Origin of the sequence: Paenibacillus sp. PK3_47, assembly GCF_023520895.1 — a bacterium.
In the GTDB taxonomy this organism is placed as follows: domain Bacteria; phylum Bacillota; class Bacilli; order Paenibacillales; family Paenibacillaceae; genus Paenibacillus_AQ.
Map to the genome: position 1 here is coordinate 2,304,310 of NZ_CP026029.1, position 24,637 is coordinate 2,328,946.

General features: G+C 55.4%; 18 protein-coding genes. 3 read left to right on the forward strand and 15 right to left on the reverse strand.

Annotation, left to right across the window (positions count from 1 at the left end; translation table 11 throughout):
* Positions 1–27 precede the first annotated feature (27 nt).
* From C2I18_RS10390 to C2I18_RS10455, 14 genes are all read right to left on the reverse strand, one after another.
* Complete coding sequence (locus C2I18_RS10390) at positions 28–1,212, reverse strand: FtsW/RodA/SpoVE family cell cycle protein (RefSeq protein ID WP_249901108.1); 1,185 nt, start codon at positions 1,210–1,212, stop codon at positions 28–30.
* A 146-nt stretch (positions 1,213–1,358) separates the two neighbouring features.
* Positions 1,359–2,348 carry a N5-glutamine methyltransferase family protein gene (locus tag C2I18_RS10395; protein WP_249902071.1) on the reverse strand — a complete coding sequence of 330 codons (990 nt, stop codon included), beginning with the start codon at positions 2,346–2,348 and terminating at the stop codon, positions 1,359–1,361.
* A 25-nt stretch (positions 2,349–2,373) separates the two neighbouring features.
* Entirely contained in the window at positions 2,374–3,441 is a 1,068-nt protein-coding gene (gene prfA, locus C2I18_RS10400) for a peptide chain release factor 1 (protein WP_249901109.1), read from the reverse strand.
* A 908-nt stretch (positions 3,442–4,349) separates the two neighbouring features.
* Positions 4,350–5,450 (reverse strand): redox-regulated ATPase YchF, encoded by a 1,101-nt coding sequence (gene ychF / locus C2I18_RS10405; protein ID WP_249901110.1) that lies wholly within the window; start codon positions 5,448–5,450, stop codon positions 4,350–4,352.
* A 332-nt stretch (positions 5,451–5,782) separates the two neighbouring features.
* Complete coding sequence (locus C2I18_RS10410; RefSeq protein ID WP_249901111.1) at positions 5,783–6,256, reverse strand: GNAT family N-acetyltransferase; 474 nt, start codon at positions 6,254–6,256, stop codon at positions 5,783–5,785.
* Positions 6,257–6,294: 38 nt separating this feature from the next.
* Positions 6,295–7,368, reverse strand: coding sequence for a type 2 isopentenyl-diphosphate Delta-isomerase (fni, locus tag C2I18_RS10415; protein WP_249902072.1), 1,074 nt, complete (start codon positions 7,366–7,368; stop codon positions 6,295–6,297).
* A gap of 198 nt (positions 7,369–7,566) precedes the next feature.
* Positions 7,567–9,054 (reverse strand): phytoene desaturase family protein, encoded by a 1,488-nt coding sequence (locus tag C2I18_RS10420; RefSeq protein WP_249901112.1) that lies wholly within the window; start codon positions 9,052–9,054, stop codon positions 7,567–7,569.
* Complete coding sequence (locus C2I18_RS10425; RefSeq protein ID WP_249901113.1) at positions 9,051–10,199, reverse strand: glycosyltransferase family 2 protein; 1,149 nt, start codon at positions 10,197–10,199, stop codon at positions 9,051–9,053. The genes C2I18_RS10420 and C2I18_RS10425 overlap by 4 nt, the downstream gene beginning before the upstream one ends.
* A complete protein-coding gene (locus tag C2I18_RS10430) occupies positions 10,196–10,933 on the reverse strand; it encodes a lysophospholipid acyltransferase family protein (RefSeq protein WP_249901114.1) in 738 nt (245 codons plus the stop codon). Before C2I18_RS10430 ends, C2I18_RS10425 begins: the two co-directional genes overlap by 4 nt.
* Positions 10,902–11,690: a carotenoid biosynthesis protein gene (locus C2I18_RS10435; RefSeq protein WP_249901115.1), complete on the reverse strand. Its 789-nt coding sequence runs from the start codon at positions 11,688–11,690 to the stop codon at positions 10,902–10,904. The genes C2I18_RS10430 and C2I18_RS10435 overlap by 32 nt, the downstream gene beginning before the upstream one ends.
* The gene (locus tag C2I18_RS10440; RefSeq protein ID WP_249901116.1) at positions 11,691–12,566 is read right to left on the reverse strand and encodes a phytoene/squalene synthase family protein; all 876 of its coding nucleotides are present in this window, start codon (positions 12,564–12,566) and stop codon (positions 11,691–11,693) included.
* On the reverse strand, positions 12,538–14,079 hold the full coding sequence (locus tag C2I18_RS10445; protein ID WP_249901117.1) for a phytoene desaturase family protein: 1,542 nt from the start codon (positions 14,077–14,079) through the stop codon (positions 12,538–12,540). The genes C2I18_RS10440 and C2I18_RS10445 overlap by 29 nt, the downstream gene beginning before the upstream one ends.
* Positions 14,076–15,551: a phytoene desaturase family protein gene (locus tag C2I18_RS10450; RefSeq protein ID WP_249902073.1), complete on the reverse strand. Its 1,476-nt coding sequence runs from the start codon at positions 15,549–15,551 to the stop codon at positions 14,076–14,078. Before C2I18_RS10450 ends, C2I18_RS10445 begins: the two co-directional genes overlap by 4 nt.
* Positions 15,552–15,816: 265 nt before the next feature.
* A complete protein-coding gene (locus tag C2I18_RS10455) occupies positions 15,817–16,734 on the reverse strand; it encodes a MerR family transcriptional regulator (RefSeq protein ID WP_249901118.1) in 918 nt (305 codons plus the stop codon).
* A 377-nt stretch (positions 16,735–17,111) separates the two neighbouring features.
* On the opposite strand from C2I18_RS10455, the gene C2I18_RS10460 reads away from it, so the two are divergent.
* Positions 17,112–18,572, forward strand: a complete 1,461-nt coding sequence (locus tag C2I18_RS10460; RefSeq protein ID WP_249902074.1) for a phospholipase D family protein — start codon at positions 17,112–17,114, stop codon at positions 18,570–18,572.
* 103 nt (positions 18,573–18,675) lie between these two features.
* Here C2I18_RS10460 and cls read toward each other — a convergent pair whose 3' ends face one another.
* Complete coding sequence (gene cls, locus C2I18_RS10465; RefSeq protein ID WP_249901119.1) at positions 18,676–20,184, reverse strand: cardiolipin synthase; 1,509 nt, start codon at positions 20,182–20,184, stop codon at positions 18,676–18,678.
* 227 nt (positions 20,185–20,411) lie between these two features.
* Between cls and C2I18_RS10470 the strand changes: the two genes are divergently transcribed.
* The gene (locus C2I18_RS10470; protein WP_249901120.1) at positions 20,412–21,341 is read left to right on the forward strand and encodes a TetR/AcrR family transcriptional regulator; all 930 of its coding nucleotides are present in this window, start codon (positions 20,412–20,414) and stop codon (positions 21,339–21,341) included.
* A gap of 54 nt (positions 21,342–21,395) precedes the next feature.
* The gene (locus tag C2I18_RS10475) at positions 21,396–24,581 is read left to right on the forward strand and encodes an efflux RND transporter permease subunit (protein WP_249901121.1); all 3,186 of its coding nucleotides are present in this window, start codon (positions 21,396–21,398) and stop codon (positions 24,579–24,581) included.
* Positions 24,582–24,637: the final 56 nt, after the last annotated feature.

Sequence of the window (24,637 nt, forward strand, 5' to 3'; positions counted from 1 at the left end):
CCGGCGGTTCTTGATTCCATAATAATTTTAGCCCTGTTTGGCAGCGGCAGGATACACAGCAGGACCCGGCAGGTCTTCCTCCACTTCGCAGCCGTGAAGGCGCACGCTCATCACCAGACCGATGCTGGCCATGTTGATCAGAAGCGAGGTCCCCCCGTAGCTGATAAACGGCAGGGTGATGCCGGTGAGCGGCATGAGGCCGATAAACGCACCGATATTCTCAAAAATCTGATACAGCATCATGGCGACGATGCCGACAATCAGGAAAGGTCCGCCCCTGTCCCTGCATTCCAGCGCAATCAGTATCATCCGGTGTATGAGTATGAAATAGAGCAGCAGCAGCAGCGCAGAGCCGACAAAACCGAATTCCTCGGCAATGGCTACAAAGATCGAGTCTGAGTAGGTGTACGGCACACGGTCTGTCTGCACAGAGGTGCCCTGCATATACCCTTCCCCGCTCATCCCGCCCGAGGCGATGGCCAGCTTGGCGTTTTTGGTATGATAGCTTGCTTTGGCGGTCGCCTTATCCGGAACAAGCCACGGGTCAAACCGTTCCACCCAGTGGGAGCGCCCGATATCCGTAAAAAATTCTTTGATATTATCATGATAATGAATGTAGCTCATAATTCCGGCCGTTGCCGTGCTGGCGATCACCAGCAGTCCGATCAATGCATGAGAGAACTTGATATTGCCGATCCACAGCAGCCCCACCAGGATTACAAGGTAGGACAGCGCGTTACCCAGGTCATTCTGGCTGATGACAATCAGAAACGGAAGCAGGGTGAGCAGAGTAAGCGGCACAACATCCCGCCAAAAGAGAAGCTTGTTCTTCTTCTTGCGGACAAGCACTGCCGCCAGAAACAGAATCAGGATCAGCTTGAACAGCTCCGCAGGCTGCAGGCTGAAACCGCCGAATTTGATCCAGCCCTGGGCACCGTTCTGTTCCGCCCCGATAAAGCTGACCAGCACGAGAATCCCGATCCCGGCAATATAAATATACAGGGCGTATTTGACGAGTATCCGGTAATCCACAAAGGTGAGCCCGGCAAATGCGATAATCCCCATGATATAGAACTTGACCATTTTGAGATGGGAACCGTCCAGCTTGTCTCTTCCGTGAGTGACACTGTATATCGAAAAAATACTGACAACCATCAGCAGTACAAGAATCACTACGATGACGCCGTCAATCTTTTTAATCTTCTGAAGCATATTCTGTCTCCTTACTCAGTACTGGGCTCCCGTTCACTACGCTTCAGGTGTCCCGTCCATTCTATTGTAAAGGAAGGGGCAGCAAAAATACAATTCCACAACGTTCCAGCAGGCGGCAGCCTGCTGCAGCCGGATCTGGACTTCCGCTAACGGGCGATCCCCAGCACATGGCGCGGAATCCCGGCGAGATCATCGATCGTGATGATCTCGTTCCAGTGGCCGGCCGCGCGGAGCAGGCCGGCTACCTGCCCGGCCTGGCCCTGGCCGAGCTCGAAGCCCACCAGCCGCGGCGGCGCGGGAAGCAGCGCCAGCTGCTCCATCATGCGGCGGTACGGGTCGAGCCCGTCACCACCGCCGTCCAGCGCTGTGCGCGGCTCATGGTCGCGCACTTCCCGCTGCAGCCCGGCGATGTCGCCGCCGGGAATATACGGCGGGTTGGAGACGAGAATATCCGTCTCCATCCCCGCGAACGGCTCGAGCAGGTCGCCGAGCCGGAAATCCACAGCTGCGCCATGCCGCCCGGCATTGCGCGCAGCCACAGCCAGTGCGCCCGGCGAAATGTCGCCGGCGCACACCCGCCACGCCGGCGCTTCGGCCGCCAGCGTGACGGAGATCGCTCCGCTGCCGGCGCCGATGTCGACGGCGGTCAGCGGCCGCGGCGCGCGCGTTCCGGCCGCGCCGCTTTCCCCGCGGGCGGCAGCCATGCCGCCCGCCGCTTCAGCCGCAGCGTCCGCATCCGCTGCGCCAGCCTGCGCCGCTCCGCCCGGCGCAGGCACCATCCCGTCCGGCCACAGCTGTGCGCCGTACTTCAGGACCGCTTCGACCAGCAGCTCGGTCTCCGGCCGGGGGATCAGCACATCCGGCGTGACCTCGAAGGCACGGCCGTAAAATTCCTGCTCGCCGGTAATATACTGCACGGGCTCGCCTGAAGCCCGGCGGGTAACCCCGGCTTCCCAGGCCTCCTTTACCGCCTGGGGAAAAGGATCCGCCAGCGCCATATAATACGCCGCCCCGCTCAGCCCCAGTACATGCTCAAGCAGCAGCTGGGCACTGCGCTGCGGTTCATTGCAGCCGTGTGCGGCCAAAAAAGAAGAAGCCTCCGCAAAGGCTTCCCGGATGCTTTGCACGTTAGGCATGACATAAGCGTCGTGTTTCAAAGCATTATTCTCCTTTTTCCATCAATTCAGATTGCTCTGCAATCGACAGCGCCGAAATAATCTCGGCGATATCCCCGTTCATCACCTGATCCAGACGGTGCAGTGTGAGGCCGATACGGTGATCGGTTACACGGCTCTGCGGGAAGTTGTAGGTGCGGATGCGCTCACTGCGGTCACCCGTACCGACTTTGCTCTTGCGTTCCCCGGCATATTTCGCTTCCTCTTCCTGGCGTTTCAGGTCAGAGATCCGGGCGCGCAGCACCTGCAGCGCCTTCTCTTTGTTGGAGTTCTGCGATTTGCCGTCCTGGCAGGTAGCCACAATGCCTGTAGGCACATGCGTTACCCGGACTGCCGACTTGGTCGTATTAACCGACTGGCCGCCCGCGCCGCTGGAACAGAAGGTATCGACACGAATGTCCTTGTCATGAATTTCAATCTCGAACTCTTCCGCTTCCGGCATAACAGCCACAGTGGAAGTCGATGTATGAATCCGTCCGCCGGATTCGGTTGTCGGAATACGCTGTACACGGTGTGCACCGCTCTCGTATTTCATCTTGCTGTAAGCTCCGCGTCCGTTGATAAGGAAGATAACCTCTTTGAAGCCTCCGAGGTCGTTGGTGTTCACATCCATCAGCTCAATGCGCCAGCCCTGGGCATCCGCATAACGGGTATACATCCGGTACAGATCTGAAGCGAACAATGCCGCCTCGTCCCCTCCGGCTGCGCCGCGGATTTCCACAATAACGTTCTTGTCGTCATTCGGATCCTTAGGCAGCAGAAGAATCCGGATCTTCTCCTCCAGCTCCACCTGGCGCGAGGAAAGGTCTTCGATTTCCATCTTGACCATTTCTTTCATCTCGTCATCCAGCTTCTCAGCCTGCATCATCTTCGCAGCCTCAAGCTCTTCCATAACATTTCTATATTCAACATAGGCCTCATAGGCAGGCTGCAGATCAGATTGTTCTTTGGAATAATCCCTCAGTTTCTTACTGTCGCTTGCAACATCCGGGTCACAAAGCAGTTCACTGAGTTTCTCATAGCGGTCCGCCAGGGATTGCAATCGGTCCAACAAGGGAATTCACCTCTCCTGATTCAATATTATATTGCATACATATGCTTGAATTTTAACACATAGGATTTAAAAGAGTAGTTGAGATAAAAACAGATATACGACTTTTTATTATATCACCGATTATGCTGATTGGCTACAGTACCGCGAGCATAACCGGGTGAATTTTCACAAAAAAATTGGCAGCTGATGATCTTTATAATGCGCTTCGCTTATTCGGCAGAAATCGACGGACTGCTTATGCTTCCATTGCAGGTCTCATGCTTCGGTAACATGATATTCCGTGTAAAACCTTCCGTCAATGTACTTTGCAGGGCACCCCGAACAGCGCGGTCTTCGGTAAAGTCCGCACCAGTGATTGCACTGCTGAGCTGAATTGGATTTTCTCCGCCTAATTCTATCCTTTGTCTCCATTTATAATTTTTAGTTGGAAATTCTCCAGTTATTGCGGTGGAAATATGCCTTTGGTGACGATTCCGGTATATTTAAGTGGAGTTTTCCCTGCTATTATTGTAAAACCTGTATTTTCCGGAGAATTAGATGGAGTATTTCCATTAAACTCGATTTGCACACACACTCTGAAGCCGTCTCCCGTCACATGGCTAATCAACAAGCCTGCACAAAGTGTAGAGCCAGTCCCCCATCCCAATAGTGCTGGCAGATACGCCGTGCTTGCTCTAGTCCGGTACAGGATACAGCATTCCGGGATTCTGTCCTGAAATTGCGCTGCCCCTATAGAGGACAGGCTACGGCTGACGCGAAGGGACGGTTGCCCGGGCATCCGGCCACTCCTTAGTATGCAGATTCCCCTGTAATATTATTCCGCCTGTATTGCACAAAAAGCCACTCCGCAGCGGATACCCGCCACAGAATGGCCTCTCTATGTCTAACCTTCAAGCCTTCAAGCTGTTTTATACGTTGAACCGGAAATGCATAACGTCGCCGTCCTGCACCAGGTATTCCTTACCTTCCAGGCGCAGCTGCCCGCGCTCCTTGGCCCCGTTCATTGAACCGGCAGCCACAAGATCGGCGTAAGCAACTACCTCAGCCCGGATAAAACCGCGCTCGAAGTCAGTATGGATTACACCGGCCGCTCCAGGCGCTTTGGTTCCCTTACGGATGGTCCAGGCACGGACCTCCTGCACGCCGGCTGTAAAGTAAGTGTATAGTCCAAGCAGCTTGTAGGCAGCCTTGATCAGGCGGTTCAGCCCGGATTCCTGCAGGCCCAGCTCTTCCAGGAACATGGCTTTATCCTCGCCTTCCAGCTCGGCAATTTCCGCTTCCACCTTGGCGCTGATCGGCACGACTTCAGCATTCTCGGCAACAGCAAAATCACGGACCTGCTGAACATAAGGGTTCTCATCGGCAGTAGAAACCTCGTCTTCCCCTACGTTTGCTGCATACAGCACAGGCTTCAGAGTCAGCAGATGAAGATCGCGTACGATCAGGCGCTCGTCATCGGACAATTCCACGCTGCGCACCGGTTTGTCTTCATAGAGGGCTTCCTTGATGCGTTCCAGCAGTTCAACTTCCTGGGCGTACTTCTTGTCGCCGCCTTTAATGTTCTTGCGGGAGCGTTCGATCCGCTTCTCGACACTTTCCAGGTCTGCCAGAATCAGCTCCAGGTTAATTGTCTGGATATCGCTGACCGGGTTCACTTTGCCGTCCACGTGCGTTACATTCTCGTCTTCAAAACAGCGCACAACGTGAACAATGGCATCTACTTCACGGATGTGGGCCAGGAACTTGTTGCCCAGGCCTTCGCCTTTGCTTGCGCCGCGCACAAGACCGGCAATGTCAACAAATTCAAATGCAGTCGGCACGGTCTTGTTCGGCTGCACCAGCTCAGTCAGCTTATCGAGACGTTCGTCCGGCACTTCCACGACACCGACGTTCGGGTCAATCGTGCAAAAAGGATAGTTGGCGGATTCTGCACCCGCTTGCGTAATTGCATTAAACAATGTGGACTTACCAACGTTTGGCAATCCGACGATACCAGCTTTCAAAGCCATTTATATGACAACTCCTATTTTCGGTTGTATTGATCCACCGCATAATTACCGACTTGATCTAACCCATTATATATTAGAACAAAACCGCCAGCAACAGCAGATGTCCGGCGGTTATGGCAAATGCGGGGCCGTTTTGAATTCCTCGTTCGCAGCGCCGTCTGCGGTCTAGCCCGGCACAAACGGAAAGTTCAGCACGTCCCCCCTGTCCGGCATGACGGCTATGGGCGGCGCGGCTTCTTCCTCCGGACAAGCATCTGAATGTATAGAAACGCCAAAAAGACCTCATGTGAGGTCTCCGCCAGTGCAGTTCGCATGGCCTTCTATTACAGCTTTTACAGCGTTTTTGACATCGTGATGTCCGTTACGAGATAGCCCATTTTTTGGTACAGCTCAAAAGCGCGGGTGTTCTGTCCGAAGACATGCAGGCCGATTTTGGTCACGCCCATCTCCCTAGCCTTGTCATCCAGAGCAAGCAGCGCCTGCTTGCCGTAGCCTTTTCCCTGAAACGGCTCAAAGATATAAATATCATAGATGAAGGCTTCCCGTCCCATCGGCCCTTCGGTCACATTAAACCAGAGATAGCCTGCTTGAGCACCGCTTTCGTTCTCTACAGCCGAATATAAAAAGGCTCCTTCTGTCTGCAGACCCTCCGGTAAAAACCGTATCATTGCTTCTTCGGACAGTGTCAAAGCTGCCCCGGCATCCCATGCACCGGCCTTAACCTTGTCCTGTGCATAATCACGTACCGATTGTGTCCAAAAAAACTGAAATCCCGTTTCGTCCATTCTGACCAGGCTGATTGTCATTTTCCATCCCTCTTTACCTTATAAAATCCCAGCCGCACCTATTTCCGGATCAGGCGCGGACTGCCGCGCAGCGCAGCCAAATCCGGCGCTCCGATGCCGAACATTGCGGTCCGCAGCTCCAGCTCCGCCTGGGCCAGCGCCCGGTCCAGCGCTTCTTCCGACTCTACCGCCGGGCCCAGCAGGCTCCGGCCGAAGCCGGCCAGATCTGCACCCAGCGCCAGCGCCTTGGCTGCGTCCACACCATGCTTCAGCCCGCCGCTCCCGATGAGACCGCCCTGCGGAGACGCGGCACGCACTTCAGCAATACATTCGGCCGTCGGAATTCCCCAGTCGGCAAAGGCCTCTGCCGCTGCACGCCGCACCGGATCCTTGCTGCGGAACTTCTCCACCTGGCTCCAGGAGGTGCCGCCGGCACCGGCAACATCGATAAAGGCTGCACCCGCATTGTACAGCCGCACAGCCGTCTCCCCGTCAATTCCCCAGCCGACCTCTTTAATGCCTACCGGTACCCCGAGCACCCGGCATACTTTCTCAATTTGGCCCAGCAGCGAGGCGAATCCGGTATTCCCCTCCGGCTGGAACACCTCCTGCAGCCCGTTGAGATGCAGCACCAGCCAGTCCGCACCGGCGATCTCGACTGCCCGGCGGCATTCATCCACCCCGAAGCCGTAGGACAGCTGCACAGCGCCTATGTTGGCAATAACCGGGATGCCGGGAGCCCAGCTGCGCACCTGGAAGGTCTCCGCCAGCTCGGACCGCTCCACGGCAGCCCGGACCGAGCCTACCCCAAGTGCCCAGCCCCTGCGCTCCGCTGCCGCCGCCAGCCGTTCATTGATGGCACCCGTAGCCTTGCTTCCGCCTGTCATAGAGCTGATCAGCAGCGGTGTGCGCAGCTTCCGGCCCAGAAAGGTCGTATCCAGCGAGATATCTTCAAAGTTGAGCTCCGGCAGCGCATTATGCCGGAACCGGTACTGCTCGAAGCCTGTAGTAATCCCGCTGCCCCCGACCTCTTCGTTCAGGCAGAGCCGCACATGTTCCAGTTTGCGTTCTCCCGTTCTGGATGAAGGCAGCAGAGATTTATGCCCCGCACTGCCGGCAGACTGCGGTTTCATATCTGGCCCCGCGGCGGACGGTACCTTAATACCCTGCTGCAGTCCTTCCTGCGGCATATTATTCATGCTGTCTCCCTCCCTTTCAGTGCTTAACCGGTCTTTGGTTATAAGGATGCCCTAAATTCCTGCCGTTCTGCAATAAGCACGTTTCATTATAGCATGGGGTGCAGGGCAAATCACAAAAAGCCGGGATGCTGCTCAAATGTAGCTGGCAATATGGCCGGCAATATGCTCACCCACCAGCCTGCCGGACAAGGAAACTACAGGTGTGCCGCCACCGGGATGCGTGGTGCCGCCCACATACCATAAGCCCTTGATATCTTTGGACTGGTTACCCGGACGGAAAAAGGTCTGCCGGACAGAGTTGGAGGAGATGCCATAGATGGCTCCCCGGTGAGCCAGCGTATCTTCAGCGATGTTCTGCGGCGTATACCGCTGAAGGACCTCTGCCTGGCGAAGCCCTGTAAGGCCGTGGTGCTCAAGAACCCCCAGCACCCGTTCCCCGTATGCTTCAGCTTCTTCGTTCCAGTCACAGGCTTTGCTCAGATAAGGCGCGTTGGCCAGAATAAAGAGGTTGCTGCCGTCTACGGGTGCCATCTCCGGCTCGGAATAGCCTGAATAACAGACATAGACCGCCGGCTGCCGTGGAGGACGTTTGCGCTCAAAGATGTCCCGGAACTCCGGTTCGTACTGTTCAGGGAAGAAGACGGTATGATGCAAAAGCTGTTCATATTTCCTTCTGACTCCGGCAAGGGTGACCAGACCGGACAATGAAGGCTCATACTTGTCGATCCGGCGGTTGCTCATGCCCTTACGGCTGGCCTCCGGAAGCAGCCTCCGGTTAATGCTGAGCACATCGCCGCCGGCGATCACCGTACGGGCGGGATAAAAGCCGTTTACGGTATCTACACCCTCCACGGAGCCGTTCACCGCCGAGATGGAGGTTACCTCCGTTCCGGTGACAATCCGGACACCAAGCTGTTCCGCCACGGCGGTCAATCCTTCCACCAGCTTGTATGTACCGCCGCGGACTCCGTATACTCCCTCTCCGCCCTCCAGATACCCCAGCATGGCAAAGATCGCCGGGGATTGATAAGGGGATGAGCCTACATATGTAGCATATCGGCCCATCATCGCCAAGGTATGGGGATGCCGGAAATAACGCCGCAGCAGGGACTGCAGACTGAGGAGCGGACGGACACGCATAAGATCGCGAACCAGGGAGGGGGACAGCTTATCCCTCCAGGAGAGCAGCAGACGGCTCAGAAACTGCTGTTCACTGAGACGGTACAGTGTCTTGGCCCTGTCCATAAATTCCGAATACTGCGAGGCATCACCGGGGCTGTAAGCGGCAATCTGCTCCTCCATATATGCATTATTCCGGGAGAAATCAACCACCGTCCCGTCGGCAAAAACATTGCGTGTGCGCGGCTCCAGCTCGTATAGCTGGACATAATCCTCCATCCGGACCCCTGCAAGCTCGTAGAGCGAGCGGAACACATGGGGCATCGTAATGGTGCTGGGCCCCCGGTCGAACGTGTAGCCCTGCTCTGTAATGCGCTGCAGCTTGCCTCCCGTACGTTCCTGGCGCTCCAATACCGTTACTTCCCAGCCCTTGGCAGCCAGCGTAACCGCACAGGAGAGCCCGCCGAAACCGGCGCCGATAATCACTGCCTTCTGCTTCATCGGTAATGCCTTCCTTTCCATTCGTAGCCTTCTTGAGATTTGCTGCCCCGCCAGGAAGCCGCCGAGATGGCTGTAAGACATACTATAGCGGCAGGCAGAAGCAGACAGAACCATAGCGGCTGCCTGCCGGCAGCATCTGCGGTCCGCTTGATGCCGATGCCGCCGCAAAGCGCAGCGGCCGACCACAGCAGGGCCGTATAATCCCCTGTCAGCCAGGTAAAGACAGCTGTCAATGCAGGCACCACATACAGAACCGTATAGAATAACAGCACAGCCAGCAGCAGCCATGGTCTGCGTCCCAGGCCGGCATATATATTTTTACGGTAACCCTTCCATACTTCCCGGGCATTATGATACATCCGCATGTCGGCATACCGGGTAATGTCAGCCAGAGTTACAGGCTCTCCTGCCAGCTTGACCGCCCGGGCCAGCGCCATATCATCCACCAGCTGGCCCCGGATGCCGGCATGGCCTCCGCAGCGGGCATAGCTTTCCCCGTGGATCAGCATAAAACCGCCGTGGGCGGCGACAAACCGGGGATCCCCTGAACCCCGGACAAGCGGAACCGGCAGGTGGCAGATAATAGTAAAGCTCATCAGCGGCACAACGAGCCGTTCCAGCCACGAGCCGGTCATCTGCCGGGGAAAGCCTGTGATCAGTCCGCTGCCCTGTGCTCCGGCTGAAGCAAGCGCAGCCGCCAGCGCCTCCGGCTTCAGCCGGATATCGGCATCCAGGAACAGCAGCCATTCACCGGTTGCCGCTTCCGCCAGCTGCAAGCAGGCATGGCATTTGCCGAGCCAGCCTTCCGGAAGCCTGCGGCCCGTCAGCACCCGGGTCTGCCCTCCCCCGTTAGCTTTGGCGATGCTGCCGGTTCCGTCCTGTGACTGATCATCAAGCACGAGGATCTCCAGTTCGGTTCCATCTGTGCGGCAATTCAGCACCGACCTAAGGCAGTCCGCAATGTTATCCGCCTCATCCCGGGCAGGTATAAGTACAGATAAGCGCTGCACAGGTCTCCCCGGTTTACTGCCGTACCTCTCTTTGCCCCGCACCGAACCGAGCACCGGAAGCCTGGACGCGTTCCACAGCGCAAACAGCAGCTGCAGCAGTACAATGCCTGTAATAACCTGGAGTACAGTAATCATCGGCTTGCCCTGCCACGCCAGGCGTCAAACCATTCATTGGTTGATCTTCCTGCTGTCATAAGCGGCCTGAAGCTTTCCGGCATACGCCCTTTGTGAATCAGGATGGAATGGCGGTGTTCGTCAAGCTGCTGCTGGAGAACAGCCTGCAGCATACCGTTGATGCTTTGCCTGTCCATATCCTTCCACGGGCGGATAACGGGCTGGCCCGCAAGAAGCGTCGCTTCCGGCTTGGAGTGAAAAAACAAGCCGTGATAGAGTGTTACCGGTACAACAGCTGCCTCAGGACACAGACGGAGCACCATTGCCGCGCCTTCCTTCAGCACAAGCGGACGATGCTCAAGCGGCAGAATTTCCCCTTCGGGATATATCCACACATTGCCGCCTTCCCGCAGCAGTTTTGCCGTATACCGCAGGGAGACCCCGATATCACTGCTGCTGTGCCTATTGATTGAATAGGCGCCGATTTTGCGGAAAAATGCATACTTGCGGAGCTGCTCCTCTTCCATCATGTAATAGTGGTCGCGGCCGCCGGACCTCCCGGCAGCGTGATAGGCAAGCAGCCCATCCCACCAGGAGCTGTGGTTCATCAGATACAATACAGGCCTGTCCGCAGCTTCCGCCGGCTGCAAATCGCCTGAGATGCCGATGAACCGGAAATGCCTGCGCAGTAAATAAAGCGAATTGTAGCGGTAAAATAAGGCGTTAAACCTTTTGGATCTCGCGGCTTCCAGCATAACGCAGACTCCCTTCAGCAAGAGCGGCGGCAAGTCCGGCGATGACCATACAGAGCGGCAGATCCTCGCGCAGCCCCACCAGTCCGAACAGGATGACAAACCCCTGGTACAGGCGGGTCCCCCGGCGGACAGCTGCGGCAGATATCCGGGCGTTCGGCAATACCAGTGAAAGCAGCGACCCGATCAGCAGCCAGCCGGCAAAATTGCTCCAGGGCACCCCGTAAAATCCGCCCGCGTTGCTCCCCCATACCCAGAACTCCCTGGCATGGGCAACCGGATCCAGGACGAGATCAAGCAGTACCGTCCAGAATCCGACCTGCAGGGCTCTCAGGACCAGGAACCTCCAGCCGGACTGGCCGAAATCCCGGCTCAGAAGAGCGGCATTACATACGACAGCGATCCAGGCGAAGCCCAGGGTGACCGGGACTCCAAACAGCAGCGGACCGAGCGCATCGGAATATTCATAGGCGCCGAAGAGGTGCCCGGTATGGACCCCGAACCACTCCACAGCCATTCCGCCGGTCCAGATCACGAGAAAACCCAGCCAGAGGGAAGGCTTGCGCAGTTCTTCCGAATAAATGACTGACCGGTCGGCCATTAGTGGGTACTCCCGTCCCTTAATCAGCAGATCACCGGCATATGCCGCATAAAAAACCAGAAACAGGCCGCTTGAGAACTTCAGACTTTCCGGAATACTGAACAGGACCAGCAGCAGTGCACCGATAAAGTACCAGATCCAGAATACCGTCCTGACCATCTAGGACACTCCCGCTTTGCTTGATCCCTCTTCAAGCCGCGAAGCATATCGTGCCGCTGTACGCATGAACATCTGCAGCTTAGCCTCATCGCTGACATAAGCCCGTCCGCGGAACACATCATATCCGGCAGCTGCTACGGAATCAAGAATTCCGGCGTAAAAGGCGGCGGCAAGCTCCACAGCCATACCGCTTTCAGGCGGATATGTCTCTACATGGGCCAATCCTTTTTCAAACCAGTGCAACGCTTCAGCTCTTAGTTCCTGCAGCAACCCGACGAATGCCCCGTTAACCAGGCCGCTCTCCAGATCACTTTGGCTGTAACCATGCCTGAGCATAAGCTGCAGCGGCACATATCTGCGTCCCTTGCCGAGATCCTCACCCACATCACGGATGATATTTACAATCTGCATCCCGATCCCCAGCGCAATACCCGCTGTCCGGGCGTCTTCATTGGCATCATCACGCAGCACGGGAAGCAGCATTTCCCCGACGGTGCCGGCCACCAGATAACAGTAGCTTTCCAGCTGCTCCATCGTATCATAGTGTGTAAAAGACAGATCCCTTATCTGCCCCTCCATCTGCAGCAGAAACGGTTCACGGTCAAGCTGCGGGAAACCCGCGAACAGCCAGCGCAGCGCAGGCCAGATAAAATGACCGCCCGCCGTCTCCAGCTCGTTAAAGTGGCGGCGAAGCTCGTAAATGCTGTAAGGCGAACGCTCCGGCTCATCCACACTGTCATCAATCATCCGGCAAAAGGCATAAATGACATGCACAGCTTCACGGCGCGGACTCGGCAATCCGGCAAAAGCTTTATGAAAGGATGAGGATCCCTTCTTCATCAGCTCTTCACATTGCCCCAAGATTTCTTTGTTCATCGTCACTCAGCTCCTTTATCATTTCATGAACGGCCATCCGGGCTCCCTGCATTACAATCGGTACGCCGCCCCCCGGATGCACGGAAGCGCCTGCGGCATAAAGGCCTTTAATGGGATACGGCTTCGGCTGGGGACGGAAAACGCCCAGCTGGCTAAGCACCGGCGCAATTCCAAAGCTGCCTCCTCCGAACAGTCCTTCCTGTTCTGCATCTGCCGGTGTACGGAGCTTGCGCCAGACAAGACTTGCGGAAAGGCCGGGAAAACCTCTTTCCTCTGCATCAGCCAGTACCCGGTCTGCCAGCGGTCCGGCAATTTCATCCCAGTTAAGACCTGGATCAGCCGGGACGGGGATAAGGAAATACAGCACACTTTCTCCCGGAGGAGCAGCCTGATCATCGGCCATAACCGGGTTAAATACATAATAAGAGGGCAGATGCGAAATCCGGCCGTGATCGAACAGCTCGCGAAGATTGTCATCCAGGCTCTCCGGCAGGAAAAACTGGTGGGTCTCCGACTCCGGCCACCGTCTGGAGGCCCCCGCGTAGATCAGCAGGCATCCGGAGGAGGGCTGGTAATTCCCGCGCGGAATTTTCTGTCTGCGCGCAGCATTCATCTTCTCCGCAGGCTTGGCGGCAGGCTGGCTTGTCTTGAACAGCTCCTGAGGCAGAAGCTCTTCCAGGTACGGAAATTCACCGTTATATAATACAGCGTCGTACCTTGTCTCAGCGCCTCCGGTCCTTATACCCCGGCAGCGCCCGTTCTCTACAATCAGCGATTCGACTTCAGTATCCGTATAAATCTGCACGCCTCTGCGGAGCAGCTCTGCAGACAGGATCTGCGGAAGCATTCCGTATCCGCCCTTCAGCATCCAGATGCCGAAGGCACTCTCGGCATAAGGCAGCATGGTATAAATACCCGGGGTACGGAAAGGGGCACCTCCGATATATAAACTTTGGAGTGAGAAGGCGTCACGCAGCTCCTCGCTGCGGAAATAACCGCCGACTGCCGAACGGAGGCTTTTGTAAGCCCGCAGGCGGGTCATCAGGGCAAGGTTGGCCGGGCTGAAAAATTGCCGGCGGTACGGATAATCCCGTTCCAGAAAGGATGCCTTGCCCTGCGGGTATAGCCGGGCCATGTCCTTCATAAACCGGAGAAAGCCTTTGCCTTCACCGGGATACTGCCGCTCAATCTCGGCAGCCTGCTCCTCTGTTCCGCCGAGCTTGGTCAGGACGCGTCCGCTCTTGAAGTGAATCCGGCAGAGCGGATCACAGCGCAGGAGCTCCAGGCTGCCGGGCGGGAGCCCGCCCTCTTCCAGGATGCCGGTCAGCATCTCCGGCAGGAGGACGATCGTCGGGCCGCGGTCAATCCGGTACGGGCCCATCTCTTCAAAAGCGACCCGTCCGCCGACCTGCCCGGCACGTTCATATACGGTAACCGCGTGCCCGCGGCGGCTGAGCAGCAGCGCAGCCGTCAATCCGCCGATCCCGCTGCCGACAACGGCGACCCGGCTCACAGGGACACCCCCGGGCCGGCGGCCACCTGTACGCTCCGCCCGCGCACTGCGCGGTCATGCTCCTTCAGCAGCCGGGCACTGATCTTGGCCGACTCGAAGATCGTCGGCAGGCCGCTGCCGGGATGCGTTCCGCCCCCGACAAGCCACAGATTGCGTACCTCCTGGAAGGTGTTGTGCGGGCGCAGATACATCATTTGGCCCAGGTCATGGGCCAGATTAAAGGTTGCGCCGTTATATACGTCCAGTTTGTACTGCCAATCCATCGGCGAGAAGAAGAGGCGCTCCTCTACTCTGCCGGACAACCCGGCCAGGGACGGAATCTTCTCCAGCCGTTCCATCATCCGGGCCTCCACGGCTTCCTTCTCCTGCAGCCAGTTGATTCCGGACGTCAAATTCGGCACCGGCATCAGCACATAGAGGGAAGACTTGCCTTCCGGCGCCAGTGTCGGATCAATGGCCGACGGGTTATGAACATAGATGGACGGATCATCGGACAGGATGCCCTGGCGTGTAATCTCGTCTACATTCCGGCGGTAGTCCTCGGCAAAATGTACGGAATGATGGCCCAGCCCCACAGGGCCGTCCACGCCCAGATACAGCATTGCCGTTGAGCAGGAGTAGCGCTTGCGGGCGATTTTATCCGGTGCATAACGTTTCAGGACGCCTGGCTCGAACAGCCGGGTCATCGCAGAACCGAAATCCGCTCCGATCACCACATAATCCGCTTCCACCTTGTCGCCGTTCTCCAGCAGCAGCCCGGCCGCTTGCCCGTTCTGTACAATGACGCGCTGCACGCCGCACGAAGTATGGACACGTCCGCCATGCTCGGCAATCACTTCGCCCATAGCCCGAAGCACCCGGTTAATGCCGCCAATGGGATGATAAAGCCCGTAACGGTGCTCTAAAAATGAAAGGATGGTGAAGGTGCCGGGACAATCCCATGGCGACATTCCCAGATATTTGGCCTGGAACGTGAATGCCCAGCGCAGCCGTTCGTCATCAAAATACTTGGACAGCCGGTTGTAAACGGTATCCGCCGCATGCAGCTTCGGCAGCGCGTGGAATACATCCTTTTTGACGTAGTCCCCCAGCTTTTGAAAAGGGCGCTGCAGGAGCGGCATTACTCTCTCGAACTTTTCAGCCTCGTCGGACATAAATCGCCGGTAGCCTGCCCCGTTGCCGGGAAACAGCCGTTCAATCTCCCCTGCCGTTCTTTCCTGGTGGGTGGAGGGGGTAAATACGGTGTCTCCGAAGTGCAGCGAGTAGAGCGGGTCAAGCTCTTTTAAAGAAACATAAGAACTCAGGGAGCGGCCCGCAGAAGCAAAGAGCTCCTCCAGCAGGTGGGGCATCATCAGAAAAGTGGCTCCGCGGTCAAAGCGGTATTCCCCGAGCCTTAGCTCTGCGGAACGCCCGCCAACATCATCCTGCTTCTCGTAAACCTCCACTTCATAGCCCTCGGCCGCAAGCAGCATGGCAGCAGCAAGCCCTCCCGGACCCGCCCCGACCACGGCAACCCTTGCGGTGCTGTTTCGTCCAGTCAAATGTTCTCCTCCTCAAAAACCTTATACAATCACTATACATAAATAATACAAATATCATACATACTTTCAACAAGGTTGTAAACATTCGGTCATTGTACATTAACTCACCCTGGCGGAAAGCACGCTTATTCCTATAAAAAAAGCCCCTCCAGCCGCTTTACAGCGGCCCGGAGGGACTACATGCCCGTTTTTACCGTTAATATTTAATTTTAATGCCCGGAAACACCTGTTCATACCATTCCTGCCAGCGCTCCGAGGACCCGCTCAGCACATGAAGCCTGCCGGACGAGGGAACTTCAGCCTCTTCATAAGCTTTGCCGCCTGCTATGAACTGCAGGTCCGGAAAAGACTCCTGCAGACGGCTGATCAGCCCTTCGCAGTAGGTAAGCCGCTCCTTGTCTGTGAGCGACAGGCAGACCACGCCAATGCGGCTCTGCTTGGCCAGCATGGCTGTCACCCCCTCCTCCGGCGTGTTGGCCCCCAAATAAATGACTTCCACCCCGTTCTTCCGCAGAAACAGCGAGAACAGCAGAAGCCCCACCTGGTGATGCTCACCCTCGGGACAGAAGGCCAGCACCTTGGGAAGATGAGCATAAACCGGAAATACGTTAAAAAACTGATAAAACCTGTTCGAAATCATATGTGTCATATAATGCTCCTGCGCCACCGTCGCTGTTCCTTCCTCCCAGGCATCGCCAACCCGGATGAGGACCGGAACCAGCACCTGGTGGAACATCGTTTCGTAGCCGTACAGCGAGAAGCCGAAATCAATCAGCGCATTTGCCCGTTCGCCCTGAAATTCGAGCAAAGCGTTATAGATCTGCTGTTTCATTTTGCCGATGGCTTCCTCAGGCGTTCCGGCCGGCAGGCTTATCCGCTCATCCAGCCGCTTCTCCTTGCCCGCCTTCAGCAGCCGGACAGCGTGAGAAATACTGATCCCCTGCTTCTCGGTCTGCTCCTTCAGATAACGCAGGTCCTCGATATTCTCCTGGCTGTACAGCCTGTAGCCGGAATCCGTCCGTTCAGGAATCACCGCCTGGTATCTGCTTTCCCAGGCCCTCAGTGTGACGGACGGAATGTCCAGCATTTCGACAACCTGTTTGATGGAGTACATCACTGAATCTCACTCACTTTCCTTTTCCGCTCCTAAAGCAGTGTATCCCACATAACTTAAACCTTATACAAATCATTTACGCTAATTATACAATTGCTTGTATAGAATGTCATTACAGGAGAACTCCCCCTGGCCAATGGTCTGATATGGATAAGGATGTCCGGCTTATGCCACACTGTAAATTATGGTGTTTTTGCAGCGGCTGCTTCACTTCTACTTCACGGGTGTTAATAGGTAGATACAATACCGGAGCGGGCACGTACAGCCCGCAGTTCATGCACACTCAGGAGGGCTATTCCATGAATCCAGGCAAACATCCCATTCATCCCGAACACGGCCCTGCCGATTCAGCTGTAAATGGAACAGACCCGTCCTCTATGCCCGGACAGCATTCCTCACACAAGCGTTCCATCTGGCTCCCGGCTGCTGCCGTGCTGATCCTGTGGCTGATCGGGGTAATGATCTACCAGACGCATAAGCCGCTGCCTCCCGGGCTTTCTTATGAAAGCCCTCTGTATAAGGCCGAGCGCGTACATCTATGGCATGACCTGACCTACCAGGACGGCAGCGCCGGAGGACAGCGTGAAGAGCAGATTCTTCCGAGAATTCTGCAGATCATCGATGAATCGCGGCAGTTTCTTGTGATCGACCTGTTCCTGTTTAACGGCTATACACACAAAGACCAGCAGTTTCCGGCGGTCAGCCGGCAGCTTGCCGATAAACTGGTTGCCCATCAGGCAGCCCATCCTGCGATGGAGATCGTCTTTATAACAGATGAAGTCAACACCAACTACGGCTCTGCCCCGAATCCGCTGCTCGAAGATATGAAAAAGGCCGGAATCAAGGTGGTAATGACCGATGTAGATGATCTCCGCGACTCCACTCCGGCATATTCGGCAGTCTGGCGTACCTTTATCCAATGGTTCGGACAGTCCGGAACCGGCTGGATTCCGAATCTTATGGCAAGCGGGGGACCGGATATTACGGCCCGTTCTTATTTAAAGCTGCTGAATGTAAAAGCCAATCACCGCAAGGTGGTCGTCAGCGAGAAAACCGCACTGATCTCCTCCGGCAATATTCACGATGCCAGTGCCTACCATTCCAACATCGCCCTGGAAGTGCAGGGCCCGATCATCGGCGATATTCTGCAGACAGAGCAGGCCGCGGCCGATCTTTCAGGTGCAGGACCGCTGCTCAGCAAGCAGCCTGTTTTTGAACAAAACAGCACAAAGGCGGACGGTCCGCTGGAAATCCGCTATCTGACCGAAGGAAAGGTTAATAAATATGCGCTGGAGGCTATCGGCTCGGCCGGGCAGGGAGACACCGTCTGGATGGGGATGTTCTACCTCGCTGATGATGATATTATCAATGCACTGCTTACGGCCTCCGGACGCGGCGCCGAAGTGCGGCTGCTGCTGGATCCCAATCAGAATGCCTTCGGACGTGATAAAATCGGGATTCCGAACCGGCCGGTAGCCTGGAATCTGATACGCCGCTCCGGCGGGAATCTCACTATCCGCTGGTATAACACAGGCATGGAGCAGTATCACACCAAGCTGCTGTTCGTATCCAAAGCCTCGGGCAATTCCATCATTCTTAGCGGTTCAACAAACTTCACCACACGTAATCTGGATGATTACAATCTGGAGAATAACCTTTGGGTCGGTGTCCCGAAAGACCAGCCGCTGTACAGCGGGCTGGAGAGTTACTTCAACCGTCTGTGGAACAACGAAGGAGCGGAATACAGCCTGCCGCTGGATGATTATCTGAGCGATGCCACATGGCTTAAATATATTGTTTTCCGGATGCAGACTGTCCTTGGCTTTACTACATTCTAGTTTGAACACAGCAAAGACCGCCGGCAAGCTTATACAGCTTTCACCGGCGGTCTTTTGTATGTTGATTGGCCTATCCTTCAGCCTGCTGGCGATGCCGGAGAGGCTAGAGCAGCGGCGACATCAGCCGGGCCGCAGATTCCAGCAGCCGTTCCAGCAGCCGTTTGTTCATAAAGGTCTCATGCACGATCTGGCGCGTGGAAAGCAGGTCACGTTCAAAATCAGCCACGACGCGCGCCACGCTCTCTGTCTGCAGCAGCAGCGCATTGACCTCAAAATTCAGATGGAAGCTGCGCATATCCATATTCGCCGTACCGATCGTGGCCACCTCACCGTCGGTGATCAGCAGCTTGGAGTGAATGAAGCCCTTCTCATATTCATAAATCTTTACGCCGGATTCCAGCAGTGCCGGGAAGTAGGAATGCGAAGCGAGAAATGGAATCCATTTGTCCGGCTTGGCCGGGAACAGGAGGCGCACATCCAGGCCGGACATGGCCGCCACACGCAGCGCAGTCAGGATATCCTCGTCGGGAATGAAATACGGGCTGGCAATCCAGACCGATTTCTCCGCAGAGGTAATCATGGAGAAAAATATATTTTTGAGCGCCCGGCGCTCGTTATCCGGTCCGCTGGCGATAATCTGCACGGCCCCGTCACCTGTTGTGAAGCGCAGCTGCGGGGAGAGATAGTCCTGCTCCAGTATTTTCTCACCGGTCGTATGCATCCAGTCCTGCAGGAATATAATCTGCATGGTACGCACCGCTTCGCCTCTAAGCAGCATATGCGTATCGCGCCAGAACCCGTAGGTTTTGCTGCGGCTTAGATACTCATCGCCGACATTGAGCCCGCCCATAAAGCCGACATCGCCGTCAATAACGACAATTTTACGGTGATTGCGGTAATTGACCCGGCTGGAGAAAAAGGATGTTGAATTTCCGTAGGCCGCTACCTGTACACCCGCATCACTCAATTCCTTGAGAAAAGCTTTGGACAGCTGCATACTGCCCACCGCGTCATACATGAACCGGACCGCAACGCCCGCCCGGGCCTTCTCGATCAGAATCTGCTGGATCCGTGTGCCGATATGGTCGGCCCGGAAGATATAGTATTCCATATGGATATGATGCTGCGCCTGCCGCAGCTCCAGCAGCAGGGTCCCGAAGGTCTCCTCCCCGTTGGTGAGAATTCGGGTCTCGGAGCTGAACGATACCGGTGTGCGCGCAAGCCGCTGTGACAGCCCCAGCAGCTTCTGGCGGGAAGTATCAAAGACCGACCAGTCATGGTGCATGCGCAGGGCATCATTTTCGATCCGCTCATAGGCCATCAGGTCGCGCTGTGCTTTTTTATCATACTTGCGCCGCTTGAATACATTTTGCCCGAACAAAAAATACAGGACCAGTCCAACCACCGGAATCAGCGCCAGCAGCAGAATCCAGGCCATCGTAGTGGAGGGGTTGCGGTTCTCCATGAAGATTCCCAGCCCGATGGAAATGACTGTAAGGGTGGAAAAGATACTGATTATCGTGCCGGCCGTACTTCCGAAAATGCCGAAACCAAAATAATAAAATGCCAGCAAAGCCCCGATAATGACTATAGCCTGCAGCCCTCGTCTCATATGCGATCTACCTTCTCTTTCTACCGTTCATCACTAAAATGTCACATTTATATATTACATGATTAATGATTTTCTTCCTACAGATAAACACTCCAAAACGGCAATTACAACAATAATGTAACCAGTATGCACCGGAATTTGTGTTAGTTAAAAATTTATACTATAATCGGTTTGACTCCAGGGTCAATTATAGAACTTATGGGTCAAAGAAAGGAGTTAAAGACTCTGTGATCGACAAAAATGCCGGCAAAAAAGAACTGATTATCAAAACAGCTATGCAGCTATTCGCTGTCAAAGGCTCCTCTTCCACTTCGATGCAGGAAATTGCCGAGCTGTGCGGGATCTCCAAGGGCAGCCTGTATCTTGTGTTCAAATCCAAGGAGGAGCTGGAACGCAGCATTTACATATATTGCTTCCGCATGATCCGCGATCCCCTTCAGCAGGAAGAGCTGGAGACAAGGAGAACTCCGCGGGAAAAGCTGCGCAACCAGATCGAAATTCTGCTTAATCATGTATACGAGCTCCGCGAGTTTTTGCAGCGCCAAATTCAGGAATTTGCCGGAAAAGACGGAATGGAACTGCCGGAATGGCTGCGCAAAACCAACGGGCTGCTGCTGCTCTGGTTCCAGAACAGGCTTAAGAATATGTACGGGGAAGAAATTCTGCCCTATACCGGGGACCTGGCTTTGTTCGCGAACGGAATGATCGCTTCTTACCTCAAGGTTATTTTTGGCCGGGATGTCCCTGTATCCATACCTCATGTAGCTGATCACCTGGTGGACCTCATGGACATTCTCGTATCAGGTCTGCTGGCATCACGGCCGACTCCGCTAATCTCTGCCGCCGTGCTTGCAGGCTGGGTGGAGAACTCGGAGGAGGGCCAGCGGCACAATCCGCTGCAGCTCATCAAAACAATGAAGTCAACCATCGCCTCCGGCCCGGGACTGGGACCGGATGATGAGGAAGAGGCGCTGGAATCGCTGACCATTCTGGAAAGCGAGATTCTTATGCCCCAGCCGCGCAAAGCAATCATTAATGGGATGCTCTATAATCTGCAGAATTATCCCGCGCTCGCCGCAGAGCTTTCAGAGCTGAAGGTGCTCATTTCCCCTTACATGCAGGGCTCCTGCGGTTTGCATGCCTCACGGAATAAATAAAATTATAGGAGGCCTTTCATCTGAAAAGGCCCGAGAGGAGCAGAAACACAGCTGATGAAAAGCCTGATTAATTTTTCGCTTAAGAACAAGTTCGCCATATGGCTGTTGACGATTATCATTACATTCGCCGGCTTGTACAGCGGTCTGACCATGAAACAGGAGACGCTGCCTAATATCAGTATTCCTTATCTCAGCGTAACAACGATTTATCCCGGTGCTGCACCTGAAGGTGTCGTTAACGATGTCAGCAAACCGCTGGAGCAGAAGCTCCGCAACGTCGACGGTGTCAAGCTGGTTACTTCCACCTCGCTGGAGAATGCCTCAAGCATTCAGATCGAGTTCGATTACGGGACCAATCTGGATAACGCCACTGCAGCGGTTCGTGAAGCATTGAACGATGTGCCGCTGCCGGACGATGCACAGAAGCCGCAAATCTCCCGTTTCAGCCTCAGTTCACTTCCGGTTGTCTCCCTCAGTCTGACTGACGGCGAATCAGGTGATCTGGAGGATCTGACACGCATCGCGGAGAATGATATCCGCCCTGCACTGGAGGATCTCGAAGGTGTAGCTTCCGTACAAATTTCCGGACAATATGTGAAGGAAGTTACTCTGGAATTCGACCAGGCGAAGCTGAACCAGTACGGCCTGACCGAAGATACAATTAAAGGGATTGTTCAAGCTTCTTCCCTGCGCGTTCCTCTCGGACTGTTCGAAATGGAGGAATCACAGAAGGCAGTTGTGGTTGACGGCAATATCACTACCGTCCAGGATCTTGAGAATCTGGCTATCCCGCTTGTTCCGTCTGCTGCGGGTGCAGGGGCTGGGGCTGCAGGGGCAGGGGCTGGGGCTGCAGGGGCAGGGGCTGGCGCAGGAGCTGGTACGGATGCCGGTGCGGGTGCCGCCGGTGCAGGGGCAGGAGCTGCTGCAGCTGCCGGTCTTCCGACAGTGAAGCTGGGCGAACTTGCCGCCATTGAAGTGGTCGGCAAATCGGAGTCTATTTCGCGCACCAACGGCCAGGAATCGATCGGGATCCAGATTGTTAAGGGTAACGATGCCAATACCGTTGAAGTGGTTAACAGCGTCAAGGATACTGCGGAAGAATTGAAGCAGCAGTACAAATCCATCGATCTTACCGTTCTCCTCGACCAAGGCAAGCCGATTGAGGATTCCGTGCATACCATGCTGTCCAAGGCAGCGTTCGGCGCCCTGTTCGCCGTGCTGATTATTCTGCTGTTCCTGCGGAATATCCGCTCTACTATTATTTCAATTATTTCCATCCCGCTGTCGCTGCTCATTGCTGTTCTGCTTCTGCGCCAGATGGATATAACGCTCAACATGATGACACTTGGCGCGATGACCGTCGCTATCGGCCGGGTAGTCGATGACTCCATCGTAGTTATTGAGAATATATACCGGCGGTTGGCACTTCCCGGCGAGAAGCTGCGCGGCAGAGAACTGATCAGTGCGGCCACGCGTGAAATGTTCGTGCCGATCATGTCCTCTACAATCGTAACGATTGCCGTGTTCCTGCCGCTTGCATTTGTCAGCGGTATGGTGGGCGAGCTGTTCCTGCCGTTCGCATTGACTATGGTCTTCGCTCTGCTGGCTTCACTGGTTGTAGCGATTACCCTTGTGCCGGCACTGGCGCATACCCTTTTCCGGAACGGTCTGAAAAAAGGCAAGAACCAGCATGTGGAGAAACCGGGCAAAATGTCCGTGGGATATCAAAAGATTCTGAACTGGTGTCTTAACCACAAGCTGATTACATTCGGCGCTGCAGTTCTCCTGCTGGCAGGCAGCCTGTTCCTGATCAAGCCGATCGGTGTAAGCTTCATGCCTTCCCAGGAAGACAAGAGTGTAATCATGACCTTCTCGCCAAAAGCAGGCCAGACAACCGAGGATGTCCGGGAGCTGGGCCTCAAGGCCGAGAAATATATTCTGGCACAGGAACATATCGACAACATGCAGTATTCTATCGGCGGCGGCGGATTTATGGGAATGGGCTCCGGCAATTCCGGGCTCTTCTACATCTCCTATGACAGCGATACGCCGGATTTCGAAACCGTCAAAGAAAATCTGATTGAAGGTCTGGCCCAGGAAGTGCCTGAAGGCGAGTGGGGAGACATGTCCGGCATGGCCGGAGGCGGTCTTGGCGGCAGCACGCTGACCGTGAATGTATTCGGCGATACCCTGGATCAGCTCAAGCCGGTAGCCGATGAGATTGCCGGCATCGTGAACGCTGACACCGATAACTTCAAGGACGGGGAGACCAGCCTCACTGAGGCTTATGAGCAGTACACTGTTGTAGCTGATCAAGCCAAACTCAGCGCTCTCGGACTGACTGCAGGGCAGATTGCCATGAAGCTGAGTCCGGTTAATACCCGCCCTGTACTGACTGAAGTGGATGTGGACGGCAAGAACTACAATGTGTACATTGAAGCTGACACAACCACTTACAGCAGCATTCAGGAAATGGAAAATGCGACGCTGGCCTCACCGCTCGGCTTCACAGTGCCGATCAGCCAGGTGGCGACCATCGAGAAAGGAACTTCGCCGGATTCGATTACACGCATTGACGGCAAAATGAGCGTGGATGTTACTGCAGAGATCATTGCTGCAGACGTAAACAGCGCGTCCAACAGCGTCAAAGAGAAAATTGAAGCACTCGATCTGCCGGATGGCGTGACAATCAGCTTCGGAGGGGTTACCGAGCAAATCAATGAAACGTTCGGCCAGCTCGGCATTGCTATGGCAGCAGCTGTCGCCATTGTGTATTTTGTGCTCGTCGTTACCTTTGGCGGCGGGCTGGCACCGTTTGCGATTCTGTTCTCCCTTCCTTTCACTGTGATCGGAGCGCTCGTGGCACTGCTTCTGGCCGGTGAGACGCTGAACGTCTCCTCACTGATGGGTGCACTTATGCTGATCGGTATTGTCGTTACCAATGCGATCGTATTGATCGACCGTGTTATTCATAAAGAAAATGAGGGAATGCCGACCCGTCAGGCCCTGCTTGAAGCCGGAGGCACCCGCTTGCGTCCGATTCTGATGACAGCCCTTGCTACCATCGGCGCTCTGCTGCCGCTGGTTACGGGCCTGGAGAACAGCGCGGGCATTATCTCCAAGGGTCTGGGCGTGACCGTTATTGGCGGTCTGATCAGCTCCACACTGCTGACACTGGTCGTTGTGCCGGTCGTCTATGAATTCCTGATGAAGTTCCGCAGCAAAAAGGTTATTGACTAACAGCACTGTATACAGCAGCAATACAACAAGAAGGCGCCTTTCCCGAACCGGGAGGG

What these genes read in the sequence shown, in the direction of transcription:
- ychF (WP_249901110.1), bottom strand. Translation starts at nt 5,450, where the DNA reads ATGGCTTTGAAAGCTGGTATCGTCGGATTGCCAAACGTTGGTAAGTCC.
- C2I18_RS10410 (WP_249901111.1), bottom strand. Translation starts at nt 6,256, where the DNA reads ATGACAATCAGCCTGGTCAGAATGGACGAAACGGGATTTCAGTTTTTT.
- cls (WP_249901119.1), bottom strand. Translation starts at nt 20,184, where the DNA reads ATGAGACGAGGGCTGCAGGCTATAGTCATTATCGGGGCTTTGCTGGCA.
- C2I18_RS10425 (WP_249901113.1), bottom strand. Translation starts at nt 10,199, where the DNA reads ATGATTACTGTACTCCAGGTTATTACAGGCATTGTACTGCTGCAGCTG.
- C2I18_RS10390 (WP_249901108.1), bottom strand. Translation starts at nt 1,212, where the DNA reads ATGCTTCAGAAGATTAAAAAGATTGACGGCGTCATCGTAGTGATTCTT.
- C2I18_RS10455 (WP_249901118.1), bottom strand. Translation starts at nt 16,734, where the DNA reads ATGTACTCCATCAAACAGGTTGTCGAAATGCTGGACATTCCGTCCGTC.
- C2I18_RS10430 (WP_249901114.1), bottom strand. Translation starts at nt 10,933, where the DNA reads ATGCTGGAAGCCGCGAGATCCAAAAGGTTTAACGCCTTATTTTACCGC.
- fni (WP_249902072.1), bottom strand. Translation starts at nt 7,368, where the DNA reads ATGAAACCGCAGTCTGCCGGCAGTGCGGGGCATAAATCTCTGCTGCCT.
- C2I18_RS10440 (WP_249901116.1), bottom strand. Translation starts at nt 12,566, where the DNA reads ATGAACAAAGAAATCTTGGGGCAATGTGAAGAGCTGATGAAGAAGGGA.
- C2I18_RS10395 (WP_249902071.1), bottom strand. Translation starts at nt 2,348, where the DNA reads ATGCCTAACGTGCAAAGCATCCGGGAAGCCTTTGCGGAGGCTTCTTCT.
- C2I18_RS10460 (WP_249902074.1), top strand. Translation starts at nt 17,112, where the DNA reads ATGCCCGGACAGCATTCCTCACACAAGCGTTCCATCTGGCTCCCGGCT.
- C2I18_RS10420 (WP_249901112.1), bottom strand. Translation starts at nt 9,054, where the DNA reads ATGAAGCAGAAGGCAGTGATTATCGGCGCCGGTTTCGGCGGGCTCTCC.
- C2I18_RS10435 (WP_249901115.1), bottom strand. Translation starts at nt 11,690, where the DNA reads ATGGTCAGGACGGTATTCTGGATCTGGTACTTTATCGGTGCACTGCTG.
- C2I18_RS10450 (WP_249902073.1), bottom strand. Translation starts at nt 15,551, where the DNA reads ATGCTGCTTGCGGCCGAGGGCTATGAAGTGGAGGTTTACGAGAAGCAG.
- C2I18_RS10475 (WP_249901121.1), top strand. Translation starts at nt 21,396, where the DNA reads ATGAAAAGCCTGATTAATTTTTCGCTTAAGAACAAGTTCGCCATATGG.